Origin of the sequence: Pseudomonas sp. NPDC090592, from assembly GCF_044769185.1 — a bacterium.
Lineage (GTDB): Bacteria > Pseudomonadota > Gammaproteobacteria > Pseudomonadales > Pseudomonadaceae > Aquipseudomonas.
The window spans coordinates 72,965-90,767 of sequence record NZ_JBIVXJ010000011.1 but is presented as its reverse complement, the minus strand read 5'-3'; the positions used below and the strand labels follow the sequence as shown (position 1 = coordinate 90,767).

General features: G+C 62.0%; 15 protein-coding genes and 4 tRNA genes. 18 read left to right on the top strand and 1 reads right to left on the bottom strand.

Going from position 1 to position 17,803, the window contains the following annotated elements; all coding sequences use genetic code 11:
* Window positions 1-69: 69 nt before the first annotated feature.
* From ACIQUI_RS12255 to astE, 11 genes are all read left to right on the top strand, one after another.
* Window positions 70-759 (top strand): ABC transporter permease, encoded by a 690-nt coding sequence (locus ACIQUI_RS12255; protein WP_016488497.1) that lies wholly within the window; start codon window positions 70-72, stop codon window positions 757-759.
* Complete coding sequence (locus tag ACIQUI_RS12250) at window positions 756-1,454, top strand: ABC transporter permease (RefSeq protein ID WP_016711852.1); 699 nt, start codon at window positions 756-758, stop codon at window positions 1,452-1,454. The genes ACIQUI_RS12255 and ACIQUI_RS12250 overlap by 4 nt, the downstream gene beginning before the upstream one ends.
* Before the next feature lie 22 nt (window positions 1,455-1,476).
* Complete coding sequence (locus ACIQUI_RS12245; RefSeq protein WP_403198618.1) at window positions 1,477-2,241, top strand: ABC transporter ATP-binding protein; 765 nt, start codon at window positions 1,477-1,479, stop codon at window positions 2,239-2,241.
* A gap of 98 nt (window positions 2,242-2,339) precedes the next feature.
* Window positions 2,340-3,320 carry a transcriptional regulator ArgR gene (gene argR, locus ACIQUI_RS12240; RefSeq protein WP_391125424.1) on the top strand — a complete coding sequence of 327 codons (981 nt, stop codon included), beginning with the start codon at window positions 2,340-2,342 and terminating at the stop codon, window positions 3,318-3,320.
* Between the two features lie 509 nt (window positions 3,321-3,829).
* Window positions 3,830-5,050, top strand: coding sequence for an aspartate aminotransferase family protein (locus tag ACIQUI_RS12235; RefSeq protein ID WP_403198615.1), 1,221 nt, complete (start codon window positions 3,830-3,832; stop codon window positions 5,048-5,050).
* A 135-nt stretch (window positions 5,051-5,185) separates the two neighbouring features.
* Window positions 5,186-6,205 (top strand): arginine/ornithine succinyltransferase subunit alpha, encoded by a 1,020-nt coding sequence (gene aruF / locus ACIQUI_RS12230; RefSeq protein WP_403198613.1) that lies wholly within the window; start codon window positions 5,186-5,188, stop codon window positions 6,203-6,205.
* Between the two features lie 78 nt (window positions 6,206-6,283).
* The gene (gene astA, locus ACIQUI_RS12225) at window positions 6,284-7,312 is read left to right on the top strand and encodes an arginine N-succinyltransferase (protein ID WP_403198610.1); all 1,029 of its coding nucleotides are present in this window, start codon (window positions 6,284-6,286) and stop codon (window positions 7,310-7,312) included.
* On the top strand, window positions 7,313-8,776 hold the full coding sequence (gene astD, locus ACIQUI_RS12220; RefSeq protein ID WP_403198608.1) for a succinylglutamate-semialdehyde dehydrogenase: 1,464 nt from the start codon (window positions 7,313-7,315) through the stop codon (window positions 8,774-8,776).
* 22 nt (window positions 8,777-8,798) lie between these two features.
* Complete coding sequence (astB, locus tag ACIQUI_RS12215; protein WP_403198605.1) at window positions 8,799-10,148, top strand: N-succinylarginine dihydrolase; 1,350 nt, start codon at window positions 8,799-8,801, stop codon at window positions 10,146-10,148.
* Window positions 10,149-10,162: 14 nt separating this feature from the next.
* A complete protein-coding gene (locus tag ACIQUI_RS12210; RefSeq protein WP_016488488.1) occupies window positions 10,163-10,453 on the top strand; it encodes a hypothetical protein in 291 nt (96 codons plus the stop codon).
* 10 nt (window positions 10,454-10,463) lie between these two features.
* The gene (astE, locus tag ACIQUI_RS12205; RefSeq protein WP_403198602.1) at window positions 10,464-11,471 is read left to right on the top strand and encodes a succinylglutamate desuccinylase; all 1,008 of its coding nucleotides are present in this window, start codon (window positions 10,464-10,466) and stop codon (window positions 11,469-11,471) included.
* 5 nt (window positions 11,472-11,476) lie between these two features.
* On the opposite strand, the gene ACIQUI_RS12200 is transcribed toward astE, so the two are convergent.
* Window positions 11,477-12,313 (bottom strand): hypothetical protein, encoded by an 837-nt coding sequence (locus ACIQUI_RS12200; RefSeq protein WP_403198599.1) that lies wholly within the window; start codon window positions 12,311-12,313, stop codon window positions 11,477-11,479.
* A 375-nt stretch (window positions 12,314-12,688) separates the two neighbouring features.
* Here ACIQUI_RS12200 and alaS point away from each other — a divergent pair, with 375 nt between their 5' ends.
* The 7 genes from alaS to ACIQUI_RS12165 all read left to right on the top strand — a co-directional run bounded on the left by alaS (window position 12,689) and on the right by ACIQUI_RS12165 (window position 17,792).
* Window positions 12,689-15,313, top strand: a complete 2,625-nt coding sequence (gene alaS, locus ACIQUI_RS12195; protein ID WP_403198597.1) for an alanine--tRNA ligase — start codon at window positions 12,689-12,691, stop codon at window positions 15,311-15,313.
* A 244-nt stretch (window positions 15,314-15,557) separates the two neighbouring features.
* Window positions 15,558-16,793, top strand: a complete 1,236-nt coding sequence (locus tag ACIQUI_RS12190; RefSeq protein WP_403198594.1) for an aspartate kinase — start codon at window positions 15,558-15,560, stop codon at window positions 16,791-16,793.
* A gap of 165 nt (window positions 16,794-16,958) precedes the next feature.
* Complete coding sequence (csrA, locus tag ACIQUI_RS12185; RefSeq protein ID WP_003254503.1) at window positions 16,959-17,147, top strand: carbon storage regulator CsrA; 189 nt, start codon at window positions 16,959-16,961, stop codon at window positions 17,145-17,147.
* A 72-nt stretch (window positions 17,148-17,219) separates the two neighbouring features.
* Window positions 17,220-17,310 (top strand) — tRNA-Ser (locus tag ACIQUI_RS12180).
* 106 nt (window positions 17,311-17,416) lie between these two features.
* Window positions 17,417-17,493, top strand: a tRNA-Arg gene (locus tag ACIQUI_RS12175).
* A gap of 71 nt (window positions 17,494-17,564) precedes the next feature.
* Window positions 17,565-17,641, top strand: a tRNA-Arg gene (locus ACIQUI_RS12170).
* Between the two features lie 74 nt (window positions 17,642-17,715).
* A tRNA-Arg gene (locus ACIQUI_RS12165) sits at window positions 17,716-17,792 on the top strand.
* Window positions 17,793-17,803: the final 11 nt, after the last annotated feature.

The following is a 17,803-nucleotide window of genomic DNA, read 5'->3' as shown; positions in this document are numbered from 1 at the left end:
GCAATGGTGCAAACAGCAGAGGCTCTGAGGTTTGCACCATTTTTCATTCTCTAGGTCGAGGACCTCATCATGTTGAAAGGCTACGGGGCAGTCATCCTCGACGGGGCGTGGCTGACGCTTCAGCTTGCCCTGTCGTCGATGGCCCTGGCCATCGTGCTCGGTCTGATCGGTGTGGCGCTGCGCTTGTCGCCTGTGCGCTGGCTGGCCTGGCTGGGCGACCTGTATTCCACGGTGATCCGTGGCATCCCGGACCTGGTCCTGATCCTGCTGATCTTCTACGGCGGGCAAGACATCATCAACCGGGTGGCACCGCTGCTCGGCTACGAAGACTACATCGACCTCAACCCGCTGGTTGCGGGTATCGGTACCCTGGGCTTCATTTTTGGTGCTTACCTGTCGGAAACCTTCCGCGGTGCTTTCCTCGGTATCCCCAAGGGGCAGGCCGAAGCTGGCGTGGCTTATGGCATGAGCAACCGCCAGGTGTTCTTCCGCATCCAGGTGCCGCAAATGATTCGCCTGGCGATCCCGGGCTTTACCAACAACTGGCTGGTGCTGACCAAGGCCACCGCGCTGATCTCGGTCGTCGGCCTGCAGGACATGATGTTCAAGGCCAAGCAGGCGGCCGATGCCACCCGCGAGCCTTTCACCTTCTTCCTGGCGGTGGCGGCCCTGTACCTGGTGCTGACCAGCGTCTCGCTGCTGGCCCTGAAGTATCTGGAACGCCGCTACTCGGTGGGCGTCAAGGTGGCTGAACTATGATCTTCGACTACAACGTCGTCTGGGAGGCACTGCCGATGTACTTCGGCGGCCTGCTGACCACCCTCAAGCTGCTGGCGATTTCGCTGTTCTTCGGCCTGCTGGCGGCCATTCCGCTGGGCCTGATGCGGGTGTCGAAACAGCCAGCGATCAATCTGACTGCGTGGCTGTACACCTACGTGATCCGCGGCACACCCATGCTGGTGCAGCTGTTCCTGATCTACTACGGCCTGGCGCAGTTCGAAGCGGTGCGCGAAAGCTTCCTCTGGCCGTTGCTGTCCAGCGCCACCTTCTGCGCGTGCCTGGCGTTCGGCATCAACACCAGCGCCTACACCGCCGAAATCATTGCCGGCAGCCTCAAGGCCACGCCCCATGGCGAGATCGAGGCGGCCAAGGCCATGGGCATGTCGCGCATGAAAATGTACCGGCGCATCCTGCTGCCTTCGGCCCTGCGCCGGGCACTGCCGCAGTACAGCAACGAAGTGATCATGATGCTGCAGACCACCAGCCTGGCGTCGATCGTGACCCTGATCGACATCACCGGTGCCGCACGCACGGTCAACGCCCAGTACTACCTGCCTTTCGAGGCCTACATCACGGCGGGCGTGTTCTACCTGTGCCTGACCTTCATCCTGGTGCGCCTGTTCAAGATGGCCGAACGCCGCTGGCTCGGCTACCTGGCGCCGCGCAAGCACTGACCGCTTTGTGAGAATCGACAGCATGTACAAACTCGAAGTCCAAGACCTGCACAAGCGCTACGGCAGCCATGAAGTGCTCAAGGGCGTGTCCCTGGCGGCAAAGGCCGGCGACGTCATCAGCATCATCGGCTCCAGTGGTTCGGGCAAGTCGACCTTCCTGCGCTGCATCAACCTGCTGGAACAGCCGCATGCCGGCAAGATCCTGCTCAACAACGAAGAACTGAAGCTGCTGGCCGGCAAGGACGGCGCGCTGAAGGCTGCCGACCCGCGCCAGTTGCAACGCATGCGCTCGCGCCTGTCGATGGTGTTCCAGCACTTCAACCTGTGGTCGCACATGACGGCGCTGGAAAACATCATCGAAGCGCCGGTACATGTACTGGGCATGAACAAGAAGGAAGCGCTGGAGAAGGCCGAGCATTACCTGGCCAAGGTGGGTGTCGCCCACCGCAAGGACGCCTTCCCCGGGCATATGTCGGGTGGTGAGCAACAACGTGTGGCAATTGCCCGGGCCCTGGCCATGGAGCCAGAGGTTATGCTGTTCGACGAGCCAACCTCGGCGCTCGACCCCGAGCTGGTGGGTGATGTGCTCAAGGTGATGCAGGCGCTGGCACAGGAAGGCCGGACCATGGTGGTCGTGACCCACGAAATGGGCTTTGCCCGCGAGGTGTCCAACCAGCTGGTGTTCCTGCACAAAGGCCTGGTGGAAGAAACCGGCTGCCCGCGTGAAGTGCTGGCAAACCCGCAGTCGGAGCGCCTGAAGCAGTTCCTTTCCGGCAGCCTGAAGTAAAAGCTGCATTTTTGCACCAGAATAGGGCATGCTGCGCGGCGAGCGCAGCCTGACCCGGCGCACAGACTCGAACGAACCCAGGTTTCGGACCGCACCCTATGACCACCCAGCGAATCGGTTTTCTCATCTGGCCCGGCACCAGGCCCTTGACCCTGGCGCTGGCCGAGGAAGTGTTGCTGGTGGCGCAGCGGGTGCACCCGGATGTGGTCTACGAACTGGCCTTCCTGCAGGCCGAGCCTGCGCTGGAGGGTAGCTGGCGCTTGCCGGGCGAGGCATGGGCGGGTCGCCTGGAAGGTTGCCACAAACTGTTTCTGCTTGCTGACGAGCCGCCTGCGGCGGTTGGGGCTGCGTTGTCCACGGCGCTCAAGCAGCTGGCGCGCAGTGGTTGCATGGTCGGCGGGTTGTCTGCGGGTGTTTATCCGCTGGCGATGCTGGGCCTGCTCGACGGTTACCGGGCAGCGGTGCACTGGCGCTGGCAGGACGATTTTGCCGAGCGCTTCCCCAAGGTCATCGCCACCAGCCACCTTTTCGACTGGGATCGCGACCGCTTGACCGCCTGTGGCGGCATGGCTGTGACCGACCTGCTGCTGGCGGTGCTGGCCCGTGATCATGGCGCCGAGCTGGCGGGGGCGGTGTCGGAGGAACTGGTGGTCGAGCGCATTCGCGAGGGTGGCGAGCGCCAGCGGATTCCGCTGCAAAACCGCCTGGGTTCGAGCCACCCCAAACTGACCCAGGCGGTACTGTTGATGGAAGCCAACATCGAAGAGCCGCTGACCACCGATGAGATTGCCCAGCATGTGTGCGTGTCGCGCCGGCAGCTGGAGCGTATCTTCAAGCAGTACCTGAACCGTGTGCCGAGCCAGTACTACCTGGAGCTGCGGCTTAACAAGGCGCGGCAGATGCTGATGCAGACCAGCAAGTCGATCATCCAGATCGGCTTGTCCTGTGGGTTTTCCTCGGGGCCGCACTTTTCCAGTGCCTATCGCAACTTCTTCGGCGCGACGCCGCGGGAAGACCGTAACCAGCGGCGCAGCAGCAGCCCGTTCGAGCTGAGCTCGGCGCCGGCTGAAAAGGGCTGACATTCTGGTTGGGCCTGGGGTGTATGCCTTGGGTTTGATGGTGATGCCGAAATCGAGCGCCGCCCGCGCGGCGCTTCGCGGGGCAAGCCCGCTCCCACATTTGTTTCGGGCCAGTCCATCCTGTTAAGTCACCTCTGTCCGCCTTGTTTGTCCCCTTCGATATCGAAGGGGGCGCTGCTGCTCTTCATCAATCTCCAGCCATGCACCCATGGTGCGCGCGCCAATGGATGCAGGAGAAACTGGCCCGAAACAGATGTGGGAGCGGGCTTGCCCCGCGAAGCGCCGCGCGGGCGGCGCTCGATCTGTCAGGCACCACAAGAATACCGGCGAACATTCCCGTACACTGCGCGATTGCGACAGTGTTTGTCGCATTGCCGAAAACCTTGTCAAAACTGGGTTTTGCGCTGTAACAAGTTGTCGCTTGGCCGCAAGGACAGGCGCGGATCAGTCCTTACAATCCCCCCATCGCTCGCCACTTCCAGGCCAGCGTTCCTCTTCAGGAGACTCAGATGTCCGTTGAGCAAGCCCCGGTGCAACGTGCCGATTTCGACCAGGTCATGGTCCCCAACTATTCTCCGGCGGCCTTCATTCCTGTGCGAGGCGAGGGTTCCCGCGTCTGGGACCAGTCGGGTCGCGAGTTGATCGACTTTGCCGGTGGCATCGCGGTAAACGCCCTGGGCCACTGCCACCCGGCACTGGTCAAGGCCCTGACCGACCAGGCCAACACCCTCTGGCACGTGTCCAACGTGTTCACCAATGAGCCGGCCCTGCGCCTGGCCCACAAGCTGGTGGACGCCACCTTTGCCGACCGCGCCTTCTTCTGCAACTCTGGCGCCGAGTCCAACGAGGCCGCCTTCAAGCTGGCCCGCCGCGTCGCCCATGACCGCTTCGGCCCGGAAAAGCACGAAATCATTGCCACCGTGAACAGCTTCCACGGCCGCACCCTGTTTACCGTCAGTGTCGGCGGCCAGCCGAAGTACTCCGATGGCTTCGGTCCGAAAATCACCGGCATCAGCCACGTGCCCTACAACGACCTGGAAGCGCTCAAGGCACAGATTTCCGACAAGACCTGCGCCGTGGTGATCGAGCCGATCCAGGGTGAGAGCGGTGTGGTGCCGGCCGACAAGGCCTACCTGGAAGGCGCACGCAAGCTGTGTGACGAGCACAACGCCCTGTTGATTTTTGACGAAGTGCAGACTGGCGTTGGCCGTACCGGTTCGCTGTATGCCTACCAGCACTACGGCGTAACGCCAGACATCCTGACCAGCGCCAAGAGCCTGGGCGGCGGTTTCCCGATCGGCGCCATGCTGACCACCGCCGAGCTGGCCAAGCACCTGGCTGTTGGCACCCACGGCACCACCTACGGCGGCAACCCGCTGGGCTGTGCCGTTGCCTGCGCGGTGCTGGATGTGGTCAACACCCCGCAAACCCTGGCCGGCATCAAGGCCAAGCATGAGCGCTTCAAGGCCCGCCTGGAGCAGATTGGCCAGAAGTACAACCTGTTCACCCAGGTGCGTGGTGTTGGCCTGCTGCTGGGCTGCGTGCTGACCGAAGCCTGGCAAGGCAAGGCCAAGGACGTGCTCAACGCCGCCGAGAAGGAAGGCGTGATGGTGCTGCAGGCCGGCCCGGACGTGGTTCGCTTCGCGCCAAGCCTGGTGGTTGAAGACGCCGACATCGATGAAGGCCTGGACCGCTTCGAGCGCGCTGTGGCTACCCTGACCAAAGGCTGATCCGCCTGCGGTCCTTTCGCCGGCCCCAGCCAAGGCTGAGCCGGGCCGGCGATACCCGATTCCAGTGCAGGTGCCCACGCGCCTGCCGTTTTTCCGTGCCGCCATGAGCGGCCCGTATTCCAAAGGAGTGACACCATGCTGGTGATGCGCCCCGCGCAAATGGCTGATCTGAACGAAGTGCAGCGCATGGCTGCAGACAGCCCCATTGGTGTCACCTCGCTGCCGGACGACGCTGCTCGCCTGGGCGACAAGATCGCCGCCTCCGAGACTTCCTTCGCCGCCGAGGTCAGCTTCAACGGTGAAGAAAGCTACTTCTTCGTGCTCGAAGACAGCGAAACCGGCAAGCTGGCCGGCTGCTCGGCCATTGTCGCTTCGGCAGGCTACTCCGAGCCGTTCTACAGCTTTCGTAACGAAACCTTCGTGCACGCTTCGCGCGAGCTGAAGATTCACAACAAGATCCACGTGCTGTCGATGTGTCACGACCTGACCGGCAACAGCCTGCTGACCAGCTTCTATGTATTGCCGGAACTGGTAGACAGTGGCTGGGCCGAGCTCAATTCTCGCGGCCGGCTGCTGTTCATGGCGGCGCATCCGGAGCGTTTCGCCGACTCGCTGGTGACCGAAATCGTTGGCTACAGCGACGAGCAGGGCGAGTCGCCGTTCTGGGATGCCATTGGCCGTAATTTCTTCGACCTCAACTATTCCGACGCCGAGCGCCTGTGTGGCCTGAAGAGCCGTACCTTTCTCGCCGAACTGATGCCGCACTATCCAATCTATGTGCCGCTGTTGCCTGACGAAGCGCAGGAGGCCATGGGGCAGGTGCATCCGCGGGCGCAGATCACCTTTGACATCCTCATGCGCGAAGGCTTCGAGACCGAGCACTACATCGACATCTTCGACGGCGGCCCAACCCTGCATGCGCGTACTTCGGGTGTTCGCTCGATTGCCCAGAGCCGCGTTGTACCGGTGAAGATCGAAGAGGGCGCGGCCAAGGGCGGGCGCCCGTACCTGGTGTGCAATGGCCAGTTGCAAGACTACCGCGCCGTGTTGCTGGAGCTCGACTGGGTGCCCGGCAAGCCGGTCAGCCTGAGCGAGGCTGCGGCCGACGCGTTGGGCGTGGGTGAGGGCGCCAGCGTGCGCCTGGTCGCGGTCTGAGGTCTGGTAACAGACGTTTCGGGATTGATGCGTTAGAAGAGTTTTGCGCCGGCCGACGCCGCCGCTCAAGGAGATAGCATGATCGTTCGTCCTGTACGCAGCAGCGATTTGCCTGCGTTGATCGAATTGGCACGCAGCACCGGCACCACCGGGCTGACCACGCTGCCGGCCAACGAAGAACGCCTGGGGCAGCGCGTTGGCTGGGCGGAAAAGAGCTTCCGTGGCGAAGCCGAGCGTGGCGACACCGATTACCTGTTCGTGCTGGAAAACGACGAAGGCCTGGTGGTGGGCATCAGTGCCATCGCCGGTGCCGTGGGCCTGCGCGAGCCTTGGTACAACTACCGGGTCGGCCTGACCGTCAGCGCTTCGCAGGAACTGAAGATCTACCGCGAAATCCCGACCTTGTTCCTGGCCAACGACCTGACCGGCAACTCTGAACTGTGCTCGCTGTTCCTGCGTGGCGACTACCGCTCCGGCCTCAATGGCCGCCTGCTGTCGCGTGCACGCATGCTGTTCATTGCCGAGTTCCCGGAGCTGTTCGGCAAGAAGATCATCGCCGAAATGCGCGGCATGTCGGATGAGCAGGGCCGTTCGCCGTTCTGGGAAAGCCTGGGCCGGCATTTCTTCAAGATGGAATTCAGCCAGGCCGACTACCTCACTGGCGTTGGCAACAAGTCGTTCATCGCCGAGCTGATGCCCAAGTTTCCGCTGTACACCTGCTTCCTTTCCGAGGCGGCGCGTGAGGTGATCGGCCGTGTGCACAAAGACACCGAGCCAGCGCTGGCGATGCTCAAGCAGGAAGGGTTCAACTATCAGGGTTACGTCGACATCTTTGACGCCGGCCCTGCCATCGAATGCGACACCGCCAAAATCCGCGCTGTGCGCGAAAGCCAGACCCTGGTGCTGGCGGTCGGTACGCCGGGCGATGACGCCACCCCTTACATCATCCACAACCGCAAGCGCGACGATTGCCGCATCACCGCTGCACCTGCGCGGCTGGCCGCCGGTACCCTGGTGGTCGACCCGCTGACCGCCAAGCGCCTGCGCATGGGCGCGGGTGACAACGTGCGCGCCGTGCCGCTGTCGGCAAGCCGGGAGGCCCAGTAAATGACCACGCATTACATCGCAGGCAATTGGCAGGCCGGCCGGGGCGAAAGCCTGCAATCGCTGAACCCGGTGACCCAGGCCGTGATCTGGCAAGGGCAGGGCGCTGACGCAAGCCAGGTGGACGCTGCCGTAAAGGCGGCGCGGCAGGCTTTTCCGGCCTGGGCGCAACTCAGCCTGGAAGCGCGCATCGATGTGCTGGAGAAGTTTGCCGCACAGCTCAAGGCGCATGCCGAGGCCATGGCCCAGTGCATTGGCGAGGAAACCGGCAAGCCCCTGTGGGAGTCGGCGACTGAAGTCACCAGCATGATCAACAAGGTCGCAATCTCGGTGCAAAGCTACCGCGAGCGTACCGGGGAAAAGAGCGGCCCGCTGGCCGATGCCACGGCAGTGCTGCGGCACAAGCCCCACGGTGTGGTGGCGGTGTTCGGCCCCTACAACTTCCCGGGCCACCTGCCCAATGGCCATATCGTGCCGGCGTTGTTGGCGGGCAACTGCGTGGTGTTCAAACCCAGCGAGCTGACGCCAAAGGTCGCCGAGCTGACGGTCAACTGCTGGATCGCCGCCGGCCTGCCAGCGGGTGTGCTGAACCTGGTGCAGGGCGCACGCGAAACCGGTGTGGCGCTGGCTGCCAACCCTGGGATCGATGGCTTGTTCTTCACCGGTTCCAGCCGCACCGGCAATGTGCTGCACCAGCAGTTCGCTGGCCGCCCGGACAAGATCCTGGCCCTGGAAATGGGGGGCAACAACCCGCTGCTGGTGGACGAGGTCAAGGACATTGACGCTGCGGTGTACACCATCATCCAGTCTGCGTTCATTTCCGCCGGCCAGCGTTGCACGTGCGCACGCCGACTACTGGTGCCGCAAGGTGCCTGGGGTGATGCGCTGATCGCTCGCCTGGTCGAGGTGTGCAAAACCATCACGGTAGGTGCGTTCGATGAGCAGCCGGCGCCGTTCATGGGCTCGGTGATTTCGCTGCAGGCGGCGCAGGGGCTGATGGACGCCCAGGCAGACCTGCTCAGCAAAGGTGGCGTGAAACTGCTGGAAATGACCCAGCCTCAGGCCGATGCCGCGCTGTTGACCCCGGGTATTGTCGATGTCACTGGCGTAGCCGGGCGCCCGGACGAAGAATTCTTCGGCCCACTGCTGCAAGTCATCCGTTATGCCGACTTCGATGCGGCCATCGATGAAGCCAACAACACACAGTACGGCCTGGCCGCCGGGTTGTTGTCCGATTCACGCGCTCGCTACCAGTACTTCTGGTTGCGCAGCCGCGCCGGCATCGTCAACTGGAACAAGCAGCTGACGGGGGCCGCCAGCAGTGCACCGTTCGGCGGCGTGGGCGCCAGTGGCAACCATCGCGCCAGTGCCTACTACGCGGCTGACTACTGCGCTTACCCCGTGGCTTCGCTGGAAACCGCCAGCCTTGCCTTGCCGGCGACCCTGACGCCGGGTATCACCCTATAACAACAGTCACGGAGCCTAGCCGATGAAATCCTATGAAGTGAATTTTGATGGCCTGGTGGGGCCTACCCACAATTACGGCGGCCTGTCCTACGGCAACGTGGCTTCGCAAAGCAACAGCCAGCAAGGCTCCAACCCGCGTGAAGCGGCGCGCCAGGGCCTGGCAAAAATGAAAGCGCTGGCTGACATGGGCTTCAAGCAAGGCGTGCTGGCGCCGCAAGAGCGCCCGGATGTGGCCGCACTGCGCCGCCTGGGCTTCAGTGGCAGCGATGCCGAGGTGATCCAGCGTGCCGCCAGGGAGGCCATGCCGTTGCTGGTGGCCAGCTGCTCGGCGTCGAGCATGTGGGTGGCCAACGCTGCCACGGTCAGCCCCAGTGCCGACACCGCGGATGGCCGCGTGCACTTCACTGCGGCCAACCTGAACTGCAAGTACCACCGTAGCATCGAGCACCCGACCACCAGCCGTGTGCTGGGTGCCATGTTCAACAACGAGAAACACTTTGCCCACCACGCAGCATTGCCTGCCGTGGCACAGTTCGGTGACGAGGGCGCGGCCAACCACACGCGCTTCTGCCGTGCCTATGGTGAAGCGGGTGTGGAGTTCTTCGTGTACGGCCGCAGTGCCTTCGACAGCCGCTACCCGGCGCCGCAGAAGTATCCGGCCCGGCAAACCCTGGAGGCCTCGCAGGCCGTGGCCCGGCTGCATGGGCTGAGTGACGGCGGTGTGGTCTATGCTCAACAGAACCCGGCGGTGATCGACCAGGGCGTGTTCCACAACGATGTGATTTCGGTGGGTAACGGCGAGGTGCTGTTCTATCACGAGGACGCTTTCCTCGAGACTGGCGCGGTGCTTGGCCAGCTGCGAGCGAAACTGGCCAGCAAGGGTGGCAACTTCCAGGCCATCTGTGTGCCGCGGGCAGCGGTGGCGGTGGAAGACGCGGTGCGTTCCTACCTGTTCAACAGCCAGCTGCTCAGCCGCGACGACGGCTCCATGTTGCTGGTGGTGCCGGAAGAGTGCCGCAACAATGAGCGGGTCTGGGCTTACCTGGGGCAGCTGACCAGCCAAGGTGGCCCGGTCAGGGAGGTCAAGGTATTCGACCTCAAGCAAAGCATGCAGAACGGTGGTGGTCCGGCCTGCCTGCGTTTGCGCGTGGCGTTGAAGGAATCGGAACTGGCGGCGGTCAACCAAGGCGTTATCATGACCGCCCCGCTGTACGACACCCTGGTGCAGTGGGTCGACAAGCATTACCGCGATCGCCTGGGCGAAGCGGACTTGGCCGACCCGCAACTGCTGGTGGAATGCCGTACGGCACTGGACGAATTGACCCAGATCCTGAAGTTGGGTTCGGTGTACCCGTTCCAACGACAACCTTGAAGAGAGACTTTGCAATGACCGACGCCCTGCGCCTGATCCTCGAAGATGAAGACGGCACCCAGCTGGAAACCTCCTGCACCCGTTTTGCCGTGGTGTGGCAAGGCAAGGAAGTGTGGATTCAGCAGGACGGCCGTGGCCAGCTGCTGATCGGTGTGGATGTCGATGAAGACGACACCGAATACGCCAACCTGCTGCTGCGCCCGATGGCCACCAACCTGGTCAGCCTGCAGCTGGAAATGGAGCCGGCCGAGGTTGGCGAAGACGACGATCACGTCCATGGCCCCGACTGCGGCCACCACCACTAAGGAAGTCACTATGCTCGCCCTCGGCAAATTGCTTGAGCTGACCCTCACCGATCACGAACCGGCCGAGAAGACCCAAGTGACACCCAAGGGCGCGCGTTTGCGTTGGCTGGGGGAGGGCGCGCTGGAAGTGCGCCCTGCCGAGAGCGAGGATTGTGGGCTGGACTTGCTGTTGTCCGCCGGCATTCATGGCAACGAAACGGCGCCGATCGAGCTGCTCGAACGGCTGCTGCACGGCGTGGCCAGCGGCAAGATCAAGCCCAAGGCACGGTTGCTGTTCCTGTTCGGCAACCCGGCCGCGATCCGCAAGGGCGAGCGTTTCATCGAGCAGGACATCAACCGCCTGTTCAACGGCCGTCATGAGCTTTCCAGTGGTTTCGAGGCATTGCGTGCCGCGGAGCTCGAGCAGTTTGCCCGGGTGTTCTTCAGCAAGCCGGGGCGCAGCCGCCTGCATTACGACCTGCATACGGCAATTCGCGGTTCGAAGATCGAGCAGTTTGCCTTGTACCCCTATAAAGAGGGGCGCAAGCATTCCCGTCGCGAACTGGCGCGCCTGGCGGCGGCCGGCATGGAGGCGGTGCTGCTGCAAAGCAAATCTTCCATCACCTTCAGTGCCTTCACCTACGAACAGTTGGATGCTGAAGCTTTTACCCTGGAGCTGGGCAAGGCCCGCCCGTTCGGCCAGAACGAGCAGGTCAACCTCGACAAGCTGGAAGAGCGCCTGATCAGCATCATCGAGGCTACCGAGCCAGGGGATGAAACCTCGCTGGATGGCCTGCAGCTGTTCAGTGTTTCCCGTGAAATCATCAAGCACAGCGACAGCTTCCACCTGCACCTCCCGGCGGACATCGAGAACTTTTCGGAGCTGAGCAAGGGTTACCTGCTGGCTGAGGACCTGGCCGAGATGCGCTGGGTGGTCGAGGAAGAGGGTGCACGCATCATATTCCCCAACCCCAAGGTCAGGAATGGCCTCAGGGCAGGGATTCTGATCGTGCCCGATGAAGGGCGCAGCTTGTCATGAGGGGCTCAGTTACCCAGCGTCGGGGTTGGGACCAAGCTGTCTGGCGCTAGCGCGTCGTAAACCTCTTGCAGCATTCTTGTCAGCGTGGTTAGCCCGTCGAGGCCGTTTGCATCGTAGGGGTCGTAGAGTACGGCGGTATAGCCGCCGGGTAGCAGGTGGGAATACTTGGCCGGGATCATGCCCTCCAGGTCAAAGCCAGGTCCCTGTTGCAGCGGGCCGGTATAGCACTGCATGAGTACGATATCCGGCACGTTTGCGTACTGCTGGCGCGCCTTGTCCAGTAACCGTTTCAGCTCGGGATAGCCAGGCAGCAACGCCAGTTGTTCGAATACCCGTGCCTGGAACTGCGGTGTGCCATAGAGGAACAGGTGCTCGAACGCGGTGATCTCGAAAAGGTTGTCGCGGCTCGCGTTACCGTCCACGCGCACTGGGTAATCGACGCCTTGGCCTATGCCCTCAGGGGCCTCTGCTGCCACGAACAGTAAATGAAGCCGTTGCTCAGGAGAGGCTGGGTGGATAGTAAAGGGTTGGCCGTCGACCTCGAGCGTGATGATGCTGTCTTGGCGCAACTGCACATCGGTGGTGTTCAGCCAGACAAGAAGTTCGTCAATGCTGCCGACGACTGCCTCGCCGTCCATGGCCTCGATTAGCCGACGCTGTATGTGCATGGCGGGTGATCTGTAGAGGTCGAAGTGCTCGAAATTGAAGTAGACGCGAGACGAGCCCAACGCTGATTCGACGGGATCATCATAGGCGATAGCCTCATCCATCTCGCCGAAGTCGGCCGAATTGCTTTTGTCATTTCCGTCTATGCGCTGTGCAGTCATTGCGGGGGTTGCCATGTGCATCACCTGCTGGTTGAGTGATTGGCCAGGTTAGGTGGGTGCACGGCGTGCAAGGCTGCATATATGTAGGGCGCAATGAGCAGCCATCGTGCTACGGGTTTTCGGATCCCATCCATGATGAAAACCCTTTAATGCACCGCCTGTTCCATTTTCCCTCCCCATGAGCGGTAATTGGCTTGCCAGTGGCGAAACACAGGATTTAGCATCCGGTCATGTCGTTTTCGTTTGCATAGCCCGAAAAACCGTCCAAACGACGGTTTCTATCGTATAAACACACTGCATCGAGATTGCAGGACCGATATAATGCGGCCCTTTGCCGTCGTTTCGTCGACGTGTTTGCCCAACAGGGCCGCCGTTTCCGTGGAAGAACCTATGAAAAGCGCAGAAATCCGTGAAGCCTTCCTTCGCTTCTTCGAAGAGCAGGGCCATACCCGAGTCGCCTCCAGTTCGCTGATCCCGAACAACGACCCAACCTTGCTGTTCACCAATGCCGGCATGAACCAGTTCAAGGACTGCTTCCTCGGTGCGGAGAAGCGTGCCTACACCCGTGCTGTCAGCAGCCAGAAGTGCGTGCGCGCCGGTGGTAAGCACAACGACCTGGAAAACGTCGGTTACACCGCGCGTCACCACACCTTCTTCGAAATGCTGGGCAACTTCAGCTTCGGCGACTATTTCAAGCGCGATGCCATCACCTTCGCCTGGACCTTCCTGACCTCGGACAAATGGCTGAACCTGCCCAAGGAAAAGCTCTGGGTAACCGTCTACGCCACCGACGACGAAGCCTACGATATCTGGACCAAGGAAGTCGGCGTGCCGCAAGAGCGCATGGTGCGTATCGGCGACAACAAAGGCGCACCGTACGCCTCTGACAACTTCTGGACCATGGGCGACACTGGCCCGTGCGGCCCATGCACCGAGATCTTCTACGACCACGGCGCGGACATCTGGGGCGGCCCACCCGGCTCGCCAGAAGAAGACGGCGACCGCTACATCGAGATCTGGAACAACGTTTTCATGCAGTTCAACCGCACCGCCGACGGCGTGCTGCACCCGCTGCCAGCGCCGTCGGTAGACACCGGCATGGGCCTGGAGCGTGTCAGCGCCGTGCTGCAGCACGTGCACTCGAACTACGAGATCGACCTGTTCCAGAACCTGCTGAGCGCCGCGGCCCAGGCCATCGGTTGCAGCAATGACGGCCAGGCCTCGCTGAAAGTGGTGGCCGACCACATCCGTTCTTGCGGCTTCCTGATTGCCGACGGTGTGCTGCCGTCCAACGAAGGCCGTGGCTACGTGCTGCGCCGCATCATTCGCCGCGCCTGCCGTCACGGTAACAAGCTGGGCGCCAAGGGCAGCTTCTTCTACCAGATCGTTGCCGCACTGGCCGCCGAAATGGGCGAAGCCTTCCCCGAGCTGAAGAGCCAGCAAGCGCATATCGAGCGTGTGCTCAAGGCTGAAGAAGAGCAGTTCGCCAAGACCCTGGAGCAAGGCCTGCGCATTCTCGAGCAGGACCTGGCCCAGCTGAAAGGCAACGTGGTGCCGGGCGACGTGGTGTTCAAGCTGTATGACACCTACGGCTTCCCGATGGACCTGACTGCCGACATCGCCCGTGAGCGCGAGCTGACCATCGATGAAGCCGGCTTCGAGCGCGAGATGGACGCCCAGCGTGAGCGTGCGCGTTCCGCCAGTGCCTTCGGCATGGACTACAACAGCGTGGTCAAGGTCGACAGCGCCACCGAGTTCCTCGGCTACGACGCCACCGAAGGCCAAGGCAAGATCATCGCCCTGTACAAGGACGGTCAGGCCGTTGACCAACTGGGTGAAGGCGAGCAGGGCGTGATCGTGCTCGACCGCACGCCGTTCTACGCCGAGTCCGGTGGCCAGGTGGGTGACACCGGCTTCCTGCAGGCCGGCGCTGCGCGCTTCGACGTGCGCGACACCACCAAGACCGGCGGTGCCTTCCTGCACCACGGCGTGGTCGCCAGCGGTGCGCTGGTGATCGGTTCGCCAGTCGAGGCCAAGGTTGATGCCGATGTGCAGCACGCCACCTCGCTGAACCACTCCGCCACGCACCTGCTGCACGAAGCGCTGCGCCAGGTACTGGGCGAGCACGTACAACAGAAGGGCTCGCTGGTCGACAGCCAGCGCCTGCGTTTCGACTTCAGCCACTTCGAGGCGGTATCGCCTGCGCAGATCAAGCAGCTGGAAGACATCGTCAACCGCGAAGTGCGCAAGAACACCCCGGTGGAAACCGAGCTGACCGACATCGAAACCGCCAAGGCCAAAGGCGCCATGGCGCTGTTCGGCGAGAAGTACGGCGACACCGTGCGTGTGCTGAGCATGGGCGGTGATTTCTCGGTGGAGCTGTGCGGCGGTATCCACGCCAAGCGCACCGGTGACATCAGCCTGTTCAAGATCATCAGCGAAGGCGGCGTGGCCTCTGGCGTGCGCCGTATCGAAGCAGTCACCGGCGCCGCTGCGCTGGCCTACCTGAACGCTGCCGAAGAGCAGGTCAAGGAAGCCGCGCAACTGGTCAAGGGTAACCGCGACAACCTGATCGACAAGCTGTCGGCTGTGCTCGAGCGCAACCGCCAGCTGGAGAAGCAGCTGGAACAGCTGCAGGCCAAGGCCGCCAGCGCCGCCGGGGACGATCTCTCCAATGCGGCCGTTGAGGTCAAGGGGGCCAAGGTACTTGCTGCCCGCCTGGATGGGCAGGATGGCAAGGCCCTGCTGGCCCTGGTCGATCAGCTGAAGAACAAGCTCGGCCACGCAGTGATCCTGCTGGGCAGCGAGCATGAGGGCAAGGTCGTGCTGGTGGCCGGCGTGACCAAAGACCTCTCCAGCCAACTCAAGGCTGGCGATCTGATGAAACAAGCCGCTGCGGCGGTGGGTGGCAAGGGCGGTGGCCGTCCGGACATGGCCCAGGGTGGTGGCGTCGACGTCGCTGCACTGGACCATGCCCTGGCGCTGGCCGTGCCATTCGCAGAGCAGGGACTTTGAGATGAAGGGGCCGGTGGTCTAGTGGCCTGTACGGCTAATTCTTGCGCTCAAATTCGAGTGCCAGGGTTTGCCGCGCAAGGCGCCGCGACGAGTCGTAGCCGGGCTACGGCGAGGAGTGGCAACGCAGCGAGGCGAATCCTGGTGCCGAATTTGGGTGCAAGAATCAGCCGCACAGGCCACTCCCGCCGGCCTCTTCATGTTGGATTGTTTTTTGGGGCCCTGTATGGGCTGAGGCACCATTGAAATGGCGTTGATCGTACAGAAATTTGGCGGCACCTCTGTCGGTTCCATCGAGCGGATCGAGCAGGTAGCCGAAAAGGTCAAGAAACACCGTGAAGCGGGCGACGACCTGGTGGTTGTATTGTCGGCCATGAGCGGTGAAACCAATCGCCTGATCGACTTGGCCAAGCAGATTACCGATCAGCCAGTTCCGCGTGAACTGGACGTGATCGTGTCGACCGGTGAGCAGGTCACCATTGCCCTGCTGACCATGGCCTTGATCAAGCGCGGTGTGCCAGCGGTGTCCTACACCGGCAACCAGGTGCGCATCCTCACCGACAGCGCGCACAACAAGGCGCGCATCCTGCAGATCGACGATCAGAAAATTCGCGCCGACCTCAAGGAAGGCCGCGTGGTCGTGGTTGCAGGCTTCCAGGGTGTGGACGAGCACGGCAGCATCACCACCCTGGGCCGTGGCGGCTCCGACACCACAGGCGTGGCCCTGGCGGCGGCGCTGAAGGCTGACGAGTGCCAGATCTACACCGACGTCGATGGCGTCTACACCACTGACCCGCGCGTTGTGCCGCAGGCCCGGCGCCTGGAGAAGATTACCTTCGAAGAGATGCTGGAAATGGCCAGCCTCGGTTCCAAGGTGCTGCAGATCCGTTCGGTGGAGTTCGCCGGCAAGTACAACGTTCCGCTGCGCGTGCTGCACAGCTTCAAGGAGGGTCCGGGTACCCTCATTACCATTGATGAAGAGGAATCCATGGAACAGCCGATCATTTCCGGTATCGCCTTCAACCGTGATGAAGCCAAGCTGACCATTCGCGGCGTGCCGGACACCCCGGGCGTGGCCTTCAAGATCCTCGGCCCGATCAGCGCTTCGAACATCGAAGTGGACATGATCGTGCAGAACGTCGCCCACGATAACACCACCGACTTCACCTTCACCGTACACCGCAACGAGTACGAGAAGGCGCAAAGCGTGCTGGAAAACACCGCCCGCGAAATCGGTGCCCGTGAAGTGATCGGCGACACCAAGATCGCCAAGGTCTCGATCGTTGGCGTCGGCATGCGTTCGCACGCCGGTGTCGCCAGCCGCATGTTCGAAGCACTGGCCAAGGAGAGCATCAACATCCAGATGATCTCCACCTCCGAGATCAAGGTCTCGGTCGTGATCGAAGAGAAATACCTGGAGCTGGCCGTGCGCGCGTTACACACCGCGTTCGAGCTCGACGCCCCTGCCCGACAGGGCGAGTAAGGCGCTGCCTGGGAGGGCGCGGCTGGTGCCGCGCCCTTCGCGTTTCTGCTCGCCACGCAGGCCTTGTCCTGCCCTGTGTGGCGCGTAATCGGGCCAGGTCGTCGTCCACGACCGGCCCTTACCCCCAAGACTGTTACCCCTGAATGTTTGCGTAAGGAGAAAGCTATGTTGATTCTGACTCGTCGGTGCGCCGAGAGCCTGATCATTGGAGATGGCGAGATCACCGTGACGGTGCTCGGCGTCAAAGGCAACCAGGTGCGTATTGGCGTCAGCGCCCCTAAAGAAGTGGCCGTTCACCGCGAGGAAATCTACCTGCGGATCAAGAAGGAGAAGGATGAAGAGCCAAGCCTTTAATTTTTTTGAAGTTTTTTTCAAAAAAAGGGTTGCAAAGGTGAAAGAGGTTCTTTAATATTCGCCTCGTGTTGCGGTGAGGTGGCCGAGTGGCCGAAGGCGCTCCCCTGCTAAGGGAGTATACCTCATAAGGGTATCGGGGGTTCGAATCCCCCCTTCACCGCCATTATTTGCGTAGGGCGCTGTAAACGGTAAGAACGCTAAGTAGTTGATTTTAAACGAAAACGTTCTTGCAAAAATGTTTCAGCGACCTATAATGCGCGGCAAGACACGGACTCATAGCTCAGCTGGATAGAGTACTCGGCTACGAACCGAGCGGTCGCAGGTTCGAATCCTGCTGAGTCCGCCACTTTTGAAGTGGCTTTGTTTGCAAGGCTGCTTCAATCAACCAGCGGTATCTGGTCTAAAACTTCCAATCGCGGACTCATAGCTCAGCTGGATAGAGTACTCGGCTACGAACCGAGCGGTCGCAGGTTCGAATCCTGCTGAGTCCGCCACTTTCTTGAAGTGGCTCTGCTTGCAAAGCTGCTTCAGTCAACCAGCGGTAACCTGGTCTAAAACTGCCAATCGCGGACTCATAGCTCAGCTGGATAGAGTACTCGGCTACGAACCGAGCGGTCGCAGGTTCGAATCCTGCTGAGTCCGCCACTTTCTTGAAG